Annotated in this window: 9 protein-coding genes; 1 reads left to right on the top strand and 8 read right to left on the bottom strand. The window is 68.6% G+C overall.

Features of this window, described 5'->3' with window-relative positions:
* Positions 1 to 2 precede the first annotated feature (2 nt).
* The 8 genes from ACRC20_RS07790 to serA all read right to left on the bottom strand — a co-directional run bounded on the left by ACRC20_RS07790 (position 3) and on the right by serA (position 11645).
* Complete coding sequence (locus tag ACRC20_RS07790) at positions 3 to 875, bottom strand: ABC transporter permease (RefSeq protein ID WP_438685794.1); 873 nt, start codon at positions 873 to 875, stop codon at positions 3 to 5.
* Position 876: 1 nt separating this feature from the next.
* A complete protein-coding gene (locus tag ACRC20_RS07785; protein WP_438685793.1) occupies positions 877 to 1722 on the bottom strand; it encodes an MlaE family ABC transporter permease in 846 nt (281 codons plus the stop codon).
* 115 nt (positions 1723 to 1837) lie between these two features.
* A complete protein-coding gene (locus ACRC20_RS07780; RefSeq protein ID WP_438685792.1) occupies positions 1838 to 2251 on the bottom strand; it encodes a hypothetical protein in 414 nt (137 codons plus the stop codon).
* Between the two features lie 164 nt (positions 2252 to 2415).
* Entirely contained in the window at positions 2416 to 4395 is a 1980-nt protein-coding gene (locus ACRC20_RS07775; RefSeq protein ID WP_438685791.1) for a helix-turn-helix domain-containing protein, read from the bottom strand.
* A 31-nt stretch (positions 4396 to 4426) separates the two neighbouring features.
* Positions 4427 to 5788, bottom strand: coding sequence for a lyase family protein (locus ACRC20_RS07770; protein WP_438685790.1), 1362 nt, complete (start codon positions 5786 to 5788; stop codon positions 4427 to 4429).
* On the bottom strand, positions 5788 to 8844 hold the full coding sequence (locus ACRC20_RS07765; protein ID WP_438685789.1) for an FAD/NAD(P)-binding protein: 3057 nt from the start codon (positions 8842 to 8844) through the stop codon (positions 5788 to 5790). Before ACRC20_RS07765 ends, ACRC20_RS07770 begins: the two co-directional genes overlap by 1 nt.
* A 153-nt stretch (positions 8845 to 8997) precedes the next feature.
* Complete coding sequence (locus ACRC20_RS07760) at positions 8998 to 10053, bottom strand: 3-isopropylmalate dehydrogenase (RefSeq protein ID WP_438685788.1); 1056 nt, start codon at positions 10051 to 10053, stop codon at positions 8998 to 9000.
* On the bottom strand, positions 10050 to 11645 hold the full coding sequence (serA, locus tag ACRC20_RS07755) for a phosphoglycerate dehydrogenase (RefSeq protein ID WP_438685787.1): 1596 nt from the start codon (positions 11643 to 11645) through the stop codon (positions 10050 to 10052). The genes ACRC20_RS07760 and serA overlap by 4 nt, the downstream gene beginning before the upstream one ends.
* Before the next feature lie 136 nt (positions 11646 to 11781).
* Between serA and ACRC20_RS07750 the strand changes: the two genes are divergently transcribed.
* Positions 11782 to 12447 (top strand): S1 family peptidase, encoded by a 666-nt coding sequence (locus ACRC20_RS07750; protein ID WP_438685786.1) that lies wholly within the window; start codon positions 11782 to 11784, stop codon positions 12445 to 12447.
* Positions 12448 to 12449 lie beyond the last annotated feature (2 nt).

The raw sequence follows: 12449 nt of genomic DNA, 5'->3' as shown, positions 1-12449 counted from the left end.
CGCTACCCCGATATCCTGACGCCGGTCTCTCGGCCCCAGAAGAGCAGGGTCAAGAGCATGTTCAAAATGACGACGATGACGATGCTGGAGCGGATGGCCCGCCCGGAGGCGAGGCCGACCCCCTCGGGGCCGCCCGAGGCGTAGTAGCCCTGGTAGCCGTGGATGATGACCACGACGACGATGAAGATCGCCGTTTTGACCAGGGACAACACCACGTCGTGCGGGACGAGGAAGCGCAGGAAGTAGTAATCGTAGGTGCCTGCGGACTGGTTGTGCAGCAGGTTCACCACGAGCGAGCATGCCTCGTAGCCGAGGATGAGGGTCAAGAGGTACACCGGGAGGATGACGGCGACACCGGCGATCACGCGGGTCGTGACGACGAAGGGGATGGACCGGATGCCCGTGGCCTCCAAGGCGTCGATCTCTTCCGCGATCCGCATGGCGCCGATCTCCGCCGTGATACGGCAGCCCGCCTGGGCGGCGAAGCCGAGCGCGGCGGCCAACGGCCCGAACTCCCTGGTCATGCCGTACGCCGAGATGAACCCCGTGAGCGGGCCGAGGTTGACGATGGACAAGGCGTTGTAGGCCTCAAGACCGATGACGCCGCCGATCGACATGCCGAGCACGGCGAGCACGGACAAGGTGCCGCCGCCGACGATGATGCGGCCGTTGCCCCAGGTGAGGTCGATGAGCGTCTCGCGGATCTGGCGCCCGTAGGCCCGGAACGTGTGAGGAACGGCCCCGAGCACCAAGCCGCAGAATGTGAGCACGTGACCCATCTGCTCGAGAAACCCGAGCGGCACACCGACGACCGCTTTGACGCCCCGCAAGACCGGGGCGACGAGCGGCGGGTAGTACCTCGCTGGAGCAGTCATCTCAAATCACCTGCTCCGGGACGAAGAGGCCCACGATCTGCGTGACGACGACATTGAGCACGAAGGTGGAGAGCACGCCGAGCACCACCGAGGCGTTCACCGACTCGGCCACCCCCCTCGGGCCGAACTTCGTCTCCAGCCCGCGCTGGCACGCGATGACGACCACCACGATGCCGAAGAAGACGGACTTGCCGACCGCGACGTAGACGTCCGAGAGCTTCGCGAAGGCTCCGAAAGAGGCGAGGTAGCTCCCCGGCGTCACGTCCTGGTACATCACCGCGAGGACGTAGCCCGCGGTCATCGTGACGAACACGATGAACACGCAGAGCAACGGCGAGACGAAGAGCATGGCCGCGAGCCTCGGCGCGACAAGGCGCTGCGTCGGATTGATCCCGATCACCCGCATCGCGTCGATCTCTTCGCGGATCGTCCGAGCGCCGAGGTCCGCCGCGATGGCCGAGCCCGCCGCGCCGCCGAGCAGGAGGGCCGCGACGATCGGGGCCCCCTGCCGGATGACGCCGAGGCCGCCCGCGGCTCCGGTGAGCGAGGCCGCGCCGATCTGCTGCGTGAGGTTCCCGACCTGGATCATGACGATGATGCCGAACGGGACCGAGACCAAGAGCGCGGGCACCGCCGTGACGCTGGTGATGAACCAGCACTGGTGGATGGTCTCTTTCCAGGGGTGGCGGAACCGGATCGTGTCCCCGATCAGATAGCGGAAGGCCCCGAAGGCGAGCATGAACCACCGGCCGAGCGTGCGCAGGCTGGTGATCACGGTGTCGAACAGGTAGGAGACCAGTCGCTCCACGATCGAAGGCCGGGCGGCCTTGTGCGTTGCTGTCGTCATCGTCGCGCGGTCTCCCCAGGGGAGCGGGTGCAGAGACCTGTGGGCGCAATCACGGTCGAAACGTTATCAGCGTGTTGCCCAACAGTTGTCATCGGCGCGCCCGCACGCCCCGTCCTCACAGCTCGCATGGCAAGTCCACGGTTTCAGACTCGCCGTACGTCCGTTGGCGCTCGTCGTCCGCGAACGCCCAGACCAGCATGTGGTACGTGCGCACGGCCTCGCTCTTGCACCTTCTGGTCTGGTCGAACACAGACGTCTTGCCGAATCGCTGTTCGAGCGGGCTGTTCGCGAGGTAGACGTTGTAATAAGCCCCGGAGAGGTACAGCTCTCGGTGCAGCTCCACCCGCAGGTACTGCGTGAACACAGAGGCTCCGCGACATGTCTGCTTGGCGCCCCACTCCAGGAAGCCGTCGACGACCCTGATCGGCGCGTAGAACGTGTCGCAGTGGTTGTCCGGGGCCCATTCGAGCGTAAGGTCGGGCGCGGGCGCGGCCAAGGCCTGAGGGCTCAACGCCGTCAAGCCAAGCATCGATGCCGCCGCCAGGGCGACAACACGTCGCAAGTGGTCTCGCATTCCTCTCCCTCGTCGCTCGTTCGTTTTTAATTGACCGGGAAAGCATACTATGTGCGCATCGTCACGTTCAAGCGCCATGGTCGCAGGGGCCATGATCGCCCCCGCAAGCCTGCTCGGCCTCACTCTGCCGCAGACTGAGGCCCATCCGCTTTGCGCGCCAAGAGCGTCGTGCGCACCTTCCAAAGCTTGAGCGCCAATTGCACGTCCAACAGCCGGTCCATGTCCTGCCAGCTCTCGCCGAGCAGCTCGTTGACCCGCTCCAATCTGCGTACGACAGTATTGGTGTGCGTGTGCAGCTTCTTCGCCGCACGCGTGGGGCTCGCTCCGACGCTGAAGTAGACGTCGAGTGTGTGCAACAGCTCGGTCGAGCGCTCTTGGTCGTAGTCGATGATCGGGCCGAGCATCCGGCGGGCGAACCCCTCCACGTCTTGGTGCTCCGACAGGAGCACGCCGAGGAAGCCCAGCTCGTCGGCGCCGGAGGCCGTGCCGGTGGCCCCGAGCGCGCCCATCGCCTCCAGGCAGCGCTGCGCCTCCTTGTACCGCTGCGCCACCGCCTCCGTCGTCTCGGCAGGCCCCGCGCTGGACACTGTGACCGGGGACTTCAGGTGCTTGCTCAGCTCTTCCCACACCGCACGGGCGACCGCTCCCGGGTCTTCGCCCGGGGTCAGGAGCACCATGTGCCCCTCCCGAGTCGTCCGCAACCCGCCGAGACGGCGGATGTAGGAGGAGGACCACAGCGCGGCCCGATCCAGCCCGCCCTGCTCCGGCCGCGCCAAAACCACCACATGGGGCCTGCTCAAATTGACGCCGAGCCGTCTTGCCTGAAGGGACAGGAGGCGCTCGTCCTGGCGGCGGTCGATCACGTCGTCGAGCAGGTCGTCCTGCAACCGCGCCACGGAGAACGCCGGGCCGTGCGATTGCAGGTGCATGACGACCGTCGCGGTCCGCGCCACCGACTCGAGCCGGGCCCTCGGGACCCCGAGCGAGTCGCGGCCCAGGGGGGAAAGCGTCATCGTGCCCAAATAATCGTCGCCGACCGTCAACGGCGAAACCCACGCGCCGCTCTCCGAAGTCGTCGCGTCGTGGACCACGCCCGCTTGCTCTTCCTCGCCGGAGTCCGGCCAGCGGTACGACCCCATCGTCGTCCCGTCCGGCGTGGCGAAGCGCACGGCGGTCGCGAAGTCTTCGCCCACGCGACGCGCGAGCAGGTCGAGATCGTGCAGGAGCAGCCCCTCCTCGAGAACCTCCGCGCCCCATCGCACGCTCTCCACATAGGAGTCCCGCTCGGCGACCGCTTCGGCGAGCCGCTGCCGCACCCCGATAGCCGCCGAGGTGTGCTTCTCAAGCTCGACAAGCCTGCCGAGGCACGGTCCCGCGAACACGCAGAGCGTGTTGAACAGGGCGCGGTCTTCGCCGTGGAACTGGCGCGGCGAACGGGAGCCGACGAAGAGGTTGCCGTGGTTTGTCGCGCCCCGGTACATCGGCATCGCCATCAAACTGCGGACCTCTTCCGCCGTGAACGCCGACAACGCCGCAGAAGCTCGCAGAAATCGCGCGTCCCGGTTGTAGTCGGTGCTGTGCACCGGGCCGTACCCGGGGCGGTACAGGCTGATCAGACCGTGCTTCTCATCCCACGGCATCACCAGCCCGGGGGTGAGCGCGGTGAGGGTCCCGTCGACGACCTCGATGGTGTGGACCCCCTTCGTCTCGTCGATGAGGCTGACAAAGGCGAAATCTGCGTTCAAAAGCAGCCGCGTGTGCTTGACGAGGGCGCGCAACGCGGTCGCCGTGGACTCGCACTGCTGCAGCTCGACCATGATGGCCGAAAGGGCGAGCGAACGGGCTTTCTCCTGGCTCATGCTGTCGATGAGCTTGAAAATCCGCAGCCCCTGCTGCTGGACCCGTTCCCATCGGCCCGGGTCGACGGTCTCTTTGAGCTCCGCGAGCCGGGTCTCGAACTCCTCGATCCCGCCGTACTCGGCCAGAAGGTCGAGCACTCCGGCGACGCCTTCGGCGACTGGCGGCCTGCTCGGTCCGACGATCGAACCGCCGACCGAAAGTCCAGTGACGCCCGCATCCTGGGCATCGGCGAGAGCCATGCCGTGAATGTATCCCGGCCTCACCGGCCCGTCAAGAGATAGCCTGCGCCACTAGATCCGAAGCGGCCCCCAAATACGTCAAAGGATCGAGCAATGCCACGACCTCGGCGATGTCGAGGTCGCAGCGCGCGCCCGCGAGCTCGACGAGCGGCACTCCGGTCACCGCGGACTCGGCAGAGAGTTTCGTCACAAGCGCCTTCGCCTGCGCCCTGCCGAGTTTTGGGGCGAGCCGGACGACGAGACGCTCCGTCGCGAGCTGCGCGCCGCTGATCTCAAGGTTGTGCCGCATCCGAGCCTCGTCGACCGCCAAGCCCCTGCTCAACTCCACAGCCGTGGCCGCCGCCCCGCCCGCGAGCCGAAGACAATCCCGCAGCACCGGCCATTCGGACTGCCACATTCCGCCTGCGCGCTCGTCTTCGGCGAGCAGCGCCTGCTGCAGCACCCCGGCGAGCGCGGGCAATTGCAATGACGCTGAGCGAATCATCGCCGCGAGCACGGGAACGCGCGTGTGCGGGGTGGCCGACGACCCGCCTTTGCCCTCGCGCCAAGGCTCGACGACCTCGCCGATCTCTGATCGGACCAGAAAGAGCACATCCACCGCCATCTTGCCGAGCGCGCCGCCGGTGAAGGCCAGCGCCTGGCCGATGCGCGCAATCGGCCCCCGCAGACTGTGCCACGACAGCCGGGAGGGCGCGAGCCCCGTGCGCCGGGCGTACGCCCGCACCAGCTCATCGGCGGCGACCTCGCGTCCGCCGTCCATCTTCGCGTACTCCAAGTAGCCCGCCATCGTCCCCGCCGCTCCCCCCAACGACACCGGCAGCCCGTCCTCCAAGAGCTCGTCGAGTTGGGCCGCCGCCTGGAGCAAGAGCTCTCGCCAGCCCGCCGCCTTCAGCCCGAACGTCGTCGGCGTCGCTTGCAGCGGGAAGGCGCGCCCCGCCATCGGCGTGCCCAGATGCCGCTCGGCGAGATCTTCCACATGCCGCAGCACGTCCTCGACGTCCTCTCGGACCAGCTCCAACGTCCGCTTCGCCACGAGCATGGCTCCCGTGTCGAAAACGTCTTGGCTGCTCGACCCGCGATGCACGTACTCGGCAGCGACCGGATCCAGCTCGGCGACGACACCGGTGAACGCCGCAACGAGCGCCGCCACCGGATTCGCGTCCTCCCGCGCCGCCAGCGCCACCTCGCGCGCGTCGACCCTGCCTGCGCGCGCCGCCTTCGCGATCGTCTCGGCCACATGCCGGGGCACCGTTCCGAGATCTGCCTGCGCGGCCGCGAGGGCGGCCTCCGCCTCGAGCATCGCCTCAAGCCACGCCTGGTCGCCAGTCGCCTCCTCGGCAGCCGTTCCCGCCCGCACCGGGGAGAGCAGGCCGACGTCCAGCCTGCTGGCCATCAAATCTCCACTTCCCGGTTGCAATGCGAGGCCGGGGCCAGGGCCAGCGCCGCCCTCGCGATCGCGTCCGCGTCTTCCAAGGCCACCGGCCCGACCCCGGCTCGGACGACCGTTGCGGGCGCCCAGCGCGCCGACTCCGTCGAGACGCCGTACGCGAATCTTCTCGGATGCGCGGTGCCGTCGGCGCGCACGATCGAATACGGGCGTTCCGTCACCGCGAGACCGCCGCTCTGGGGCCTCCTGCCGTCCCCGCGCGCGTTCTCGCACGGCCTGCACTGCCCGGTGTCCAGCAGGAAGCGGAGCAGCGGATCGTCGGCACGTCGGAGGTCCGGCTCTTGCGACCGCGCCTCGATCAGCATTTTCGACCGCACCTTCGATCCGGGGACGAGCGGCGACTCGGCGATCACAGCGGGGTCCGCCGTGTCGAAAGCGACCCGCATGCCGGGGCCGAGCAGCTCGACCACCCCCGCCTCGACCAGGGCGACGAGCTCTTCGATCCTGCTCGCGGGCGGGCCGATGGAGAGCGGCTCGCTCATCGGCGTGCGACAGTCTTCCCGGTCCGTGCCGTGCGCCCCGCCGTCGAGCCCGCCGTCGCCCACAATCAATCGGACCTCGTCGAGCAGGTCCCGGAACACGTCGAGCGCGGCCTTCAGCGGGCTGTCGACGTTCCCGGTTTTCGCGTCCCACACGTCGGCCCGCAAATAGTCGAGCGCCCAAGCGGTGAAATCCGCTTTGCCCGTGAAGGTCCTCGCCCCCCATGGCTGCTGCAGCAGATCCCAGCTGAACCACTGCTCAGGGCTGAAATCGAACCATTCCAAGAGCGCGGCGAGCTCCTCCTGCGGGGCGCGCAAGTAACGGTCGACGAACCCCGAGGCCTCCTCGCCGCGATGGACAAGAATCCGCTCGTAATAGATGCTCTCGGCTTCGCGCGAGATGAGCGGCCACAAATCCATTGTGCTCGGGGCAGGCTGTCCCTCCAGTGCCTGCTGCCGCAATTGCGCGATCCGCCCGGAAGCCAAATAACTGGGGACGTGCCGCTCGTTCGCGCCCTTCTGCCGCACGCCACGAGCTTGGTGCGGCAGGCCGCGCCGGGAGGACGCGCACAGAATCGGCTCCCGCCCCGAAGGCTCGTATTTCACGCCGTCCTCGCCCCGCCAGAACTTCCCGCCCCGTCCCGTCGTCAACAAGGCCATGTAGTCGAAGAAGTTCAAGCCGAGGCCCCGCAGCACCACACGCTCCCCCGGCTTCGCGCAGCTGAGGTCCATATCCGTCGGGTTCGAGGGCGTGACATGGCGCAAGCCGTGAATCCGGGCGAGCGACGCAGCCTTCGCCTCCTTCGTGGAGAGCCGGGTCGGGACGTGCCCGATGGCGAGGATCACCGCGTCGAGCGAGTTCAGCCTCGTGCCGTCCTCGAGCCGCACTCCTTGCGGGCCTTGCTCGAACCCGTCCGCATCCGCCATGGCCACCGCTTTCGACCGATGCGTGACGATGCTGACATGCGCTGGAGCGCTCTGCACGATGCGCTCGAAGGCGTCGCGCAGATACTGCGAGTACAAGGCTCGCGACGGGTACGAGCTCTCCGTGAGCGAGACCGCCTCGGCGTTGGGGGCAGGCAGCGCCTTCGCCCATTCGTACAACGTCGGCCCGGACTCGACCGGGCCGTCGATCCGCAACGACTCGTCGGCGAACACCGTGATGTGCGACGCGACGGTGTTCATGAGCAGATGCCCGGACTGATCGGCCCGCCATCTCGGCCCTGTCCCGGGAGCCGCCGAGTCCACCACGTGGACGACGATGCGGCACGGCCTGCGGACGGCTCGCTCGTTCGCGCAGATCCGCTCGACGACCGCGAGCCCCCGCGCGCCCGCGCCGACCACGCAGACCTCGTACGTTTTCGGCTCGGGGCCCGCGTGCATCCACGCGACCTGGTCATAGAGCTCGGTCGCCGACATCGCGCCCATGATCTCGTCGCGCCGTTCCGCGACGGCGCCCTCGGCATGCCAGAGCTTGGTGCTCTCCCGTGCCGTGAGCACCACTTTCGCCGTCCTCGGCTTGCGCAGTTCGCTATAGGCGGCCAGGCTCGCCTCGATGCTCGCCGGATTGAACTCGTCGGCAAGCGCCACCGCGTCTTCGAGCGCCATGCACGCCCCTTGGGCCGCGTAGTGCAGCATCGGGTGCGCGCCGTCGCCGAGCAGCGCCACCCGGCCGTCGGTCCAGCGGTCGGCGGGCTCGCGGTCCATGAGCGTCCACATCCGCCAATCCTTGCCGTGCTCCAAGAGCGCGCGCGCGTCCCCGACGAGGGCGCCGAGCCTGTCGAGGACATGCTCGCGGGTCACGGGCTCGCCGGAGAACACCTCGGTCGTCCCGTTCGCGTCGCTCGCGGCGAGGTTCATCACCGTTCCGCTCGCGATCGGATAGTTCACCAGGTGGCAGCCGGGACCAGTCCAAAAAGTCACCGCGTTCGCACGCAGCTCCGCCGGGATCTCCTCCATAGGGACGACCGTCCGATAGACGACGATGCCCCGGACTGTGAGCGGGCCGTCTGCGAGCAATTGGGCGCGGATCGTCGAATGGACCCCGTCCGCGCCGATCAGCGCCTCGCCGCCGATCCGCGTCCCGTCGTCCAGGAGCGCCGCGACTCCGTGCTCGTCCTGCTCGTACCCGACGACGGGGCTCGCCGCGCGCAGCTCGATGTTCGAAGTCCGCGCCGCGGCGCGGACGAGGGCCTGGTGCAGCTCGCCCCGGTGCACCACCGAATACAGGTTGCCGAAGAGCTCGCAGTACTCCTCCCCGAACGGCATCTCGGCGACGAGCCGCCCGTTCGTCGCGTTGAAAAGCCGCACCGAGTCGACCCCGACCAAGAATTCCGCGACCTCGTCGCCGAGCCCGAGCCGCTCTAAGACGGCCATCCCGTTCGGAGCAATCTGGACGCCCGCGCCGATCTCGCGGAATTCTCGCGCGCGTTCGAGGACGACGACGTCGTGGCCCTTGTCCGCGAGCGCGAGCGCGGCGGCCACACCGCCAATACCGCCGCCGACAACAACGACCCTCGTCATGCTTCGGCTTTGTTCAGTGAAGGGCTCATGAGCCCAGCCTGGCGAAGTCTGCCCACGAATCCGAGGCCATTCGGATCGATTCGTCAGGTGGCCAGGAAGTTCGTCAAGTCCTCAGGAAGAACAGGCGCTCGGAGCGCGGCCACACGGCGCGGCTCAGCCCAGGAAGCCCAGGATCCGCTCGCCGGTGGCCACGGTGCCAAGGCCCGAAGGCCGGTCCGCCAGATGCTGGGAGACCGCCCGGCGCACTCGCTCGGCCGCCACGGGCTCGCCGACGTGGTCGAGCAGCAGCGCGACGGAGAGGACGGCCGCGGTCGGGTCTGCCTTGTCCGTGCCCGCGATGTCCGGGGCGCTGCCGTGCACCGGCTCGAACATGCTCGGGAACGCCCCTTCGGCGTTGATGTTCCCGCTCGCCGCGATCCCGATGCCGCCGGTGACCGCCGCCGCGAGGTCGGTGATGATATCGCCGAACAAGTTGTCCGTGACGATCACGTCGAACTGGGCCGGGTTCGCCACCAGGTGGATCGTCGTCGCGTCCACATGCTGGTAGCCGACCTCGACCTCGGGGTATTCCGCCCCGACCTCGGCGACGATCCGGGACCATAGCGAGCCCGCGTGGCTGAGCACGTTCGTCTTGTGCACGAGGACGAGCTTCTTGCGCCTGCCCTGCGCCTGGCGGAAGCCCTCGCGGACGACGCGCTCCACGCCGTAGGCGGTGTTGACGCTCACCTCGGTGGCGACCTCGTGCGCAGTGCCCGCGCGGATCGTGCCGCCCACGCCTGCGTACGGGCCCTCGGTGCCCTCGCGGACAACGACGAAGTCGATCTCGGGGTCGCCCGCGAGCGGCGAGGCCACGCCGGGGAAGCTGCGCGCCGGACGCAGGTTCACATAATGGTCGAACGCGAAACGCAGCTTGAGCAGGAGGCCGCGCTCCAAAAGCCCGCTCGGGATCTGCTGGTCGCGCGGGTCGGCGCCGACAGCGCCGAGCAGCAGGACGTCGTGCGACTTGAGCTCTTCGAGCACCGAGTCGGGCAACACGTCGCCGGTGGCGAGGTAGCGCCCCGCGCCGAGGTCGTACGTCGTCGTCTCCACGCCGGGAAGCACCGCGTCGAGCACGCGCAGCGCCTGGCCGACGACCTCTGGGCCGATCCCGTCGCCGGGAATCACGCCGAGGCGGAGCCTCTTGCCTCCGGCGGGCGTGGACTCGCTCACCGCAGGTCCACTTCCACAAGGCCGGTCGCGCTCACCGAATCCCGCACCGACTGGCGCAGGTCCGAGCTGATCTCCTTGTCCACGCGCAGCACGATGGTCGCGCCGTCGCCGCTCACGTCGTGGCTCACAGCCGCGGCCTCGATGTTCACGCCCGAGTCGCCGAGCAGCGTGCCGATCTTGCCGAGCGCGCCGGGGCGGTCCGCGTAGCTGATGACGAGGTTGAGCCCCTCTGCGCGCAGGTCGAAGCCCCGGTGGCCGACGCTGGTGATCTTCGCGACCTGGCCGCGTCCGGCGAGCGTCCCGGCGACCTGCGAGGTGCTGCCGTCTGCCGCGACCGCGAGCACCTCGACCAGGCTGCGGTGGTTCGGGCTCTCCTGCTCGGTCTCCACCACGTGCGTCAGCCCTCGGTCCGCAGCAACCTGCGCGGCGTTCACGAAGGTCACCGGGGTCTCCACCGAGTTGGAGAGGAAACCGCGAAGCGCGGAGAGGCCGAGCACGCCGACCGACTCTGCCGCGAGCTCGCCGTAGACCTTGACCTCCAGCGTCACGGCGGCCTGCTCGGTCACGGCCGCGAGCAGCACGCCGAGCTTGCGGACCAAGTCCAGCCACGGCAGCACCTCTTCGCCGACCGGGCCCGCCGAGACATTCACCGCTTCGGGCACGAATTCGCCTGCGAGGGCGAGCTTGACGCTCTTGGCCACGTCCGTGCCAGCGCGGTCCTGCGCCTCGACGGTGGAGGCTCCGAGGTGCGGCGTGAGCACGACCTGCTCCAGCCCGAACAACGGGCTCTCGCCGGGGGGCTCCTGCACGAACACGTCGAGGCCCGCGCCTCGGACATGGCCCGACGCGATGGCGTCGGCGAGCGCCTGCTCGTCGATCAAACCGCCGCGCGCGGCGTTGACGATGATCACGCCGGGCTTGGTCTTGCGCAGCGCGGCAGCGTCGATGAGCCCGGCCGTCTCCGGGGTCTTGGGCAGGTGCACGGTGATGAGGTCCGCTTGCTCCAAGAGCTCGTCCAAGGTCACCAGCCTCGCCCCGAGCTGGGCGGCCCTGGCGGCGGAGACGTACGGGTCGTAAGCGAGGATCTCGGTCTCGAACGCCTTGAGCCGCGCGGCGACGAGCTGGCCGATCCGGCCGAAGCCCACCACGCCGATGCTCTTCTCGAAGAGCTCGGTGCCGAGGTAGGCGGACCGCTTCCAGTCCCCCGCCTGCGTCGTGGCGTTCGCGGGGGGGATCTGCCGGGCCGCCGCGAGGAGCAGGGCGATGGCGTGCTCCGCCGCGGAGTGGATGTTCGAGGTCGGCGCGTTCACCACGAGGACGCCGTTGGCTGTGGCGGCTTCGACGTCGACGTTGTCGAGGCCGACGCCCGCCCGCGCGACGATCTTGAGGTTCGTGCCTGCGGCGAGCGCCTCGGAGTCGACCTGGGTCGCAGAGCGCACCAAGAGCGCGTCGGCCTCGGGCAGGGCCGCGAGCAGCGCCTCGCGGTCGGTCCCGGTCACCCATCGCACTTCGACCTGGTCGCCGAGAGCGGCAACGGTCGACTCGGCGAGCTTGTCGGCGATCAACACGATCGGCCGTTTCGGATCAGTCACAGTCACTCCTCACACGGTACATCCGGCGTGTTCTCAGGCTTCGCACAGCCCGATCTGCCAGACTCACTCGGTCTGCCACACTAGATGGCGGTCTACGTCCCGCTAGCGCCCACCCCGTTATCCGGAGGATTATGTGATGTCGCAACGATGCATTAGCGCTCTCGTCGCAGCGCTCGCCAGCGTGCTCGTCGCAGCGCACACCGCCGCCATCGCGTCTGCGGACGACCGAGTCCTGCTGGGGGGCGGATCTCCAATCATTGTGATCGGGGCCAAAAACCTCGCGTGCACGCTGACCGCGATCGGCCATGACGCGGCGGGCGACCTCGTCGGGCTCACCGCAGGCCATTGCGGCCAGCGCGGGGACAAAGTGATCTCCGAGACCGACCAGGGCGCAGGCGCGCTCGGCGTGATGGAAAAAACACTGAGCCGCCCCGACATCGCGGTGATCCTGTTCAACCCGAACCGGGTGATCCCGAGCCCGACCATCGACAACCTCACCATCGCCGCTCTCGACCGGACCCCTCCCCCCCTCAACAGCTGGGCCTGCAAACTGGGCCGGACGACCGGCTGGACGTGCGGACTGGTCAAGGATCAGGACAGGAGCAGCCACAAGGCTCAGATCTGTATCGCCAAGGGCGATTCCGGGGCTCCGCTGGTGATCGGGAACACGCTGGTGGGCATGGTCAACCTCTACTACTTCGACACCCCGTGCGCGGGAGCCGAGGGCGGGACGAACATCGGAGCGGTCCTGGACGCGATCGGTCCCGGCGTGGGCGAGGGCTTCGAGCTCCAGCCCCTCTGATC

The organism is Segniliparus sp., assembly GCF_051660745.1.
In the GTDB taxonomy this organism is placed as follows: domain Bacteria; phylum Actinomycetota; class Actinomycetes; order Mycobacteriales; family Mycobacteriaceae; genus Segniliparus.
This window is presented reverse-complemented; position numbering and strand designations above follow the sequence as displayed.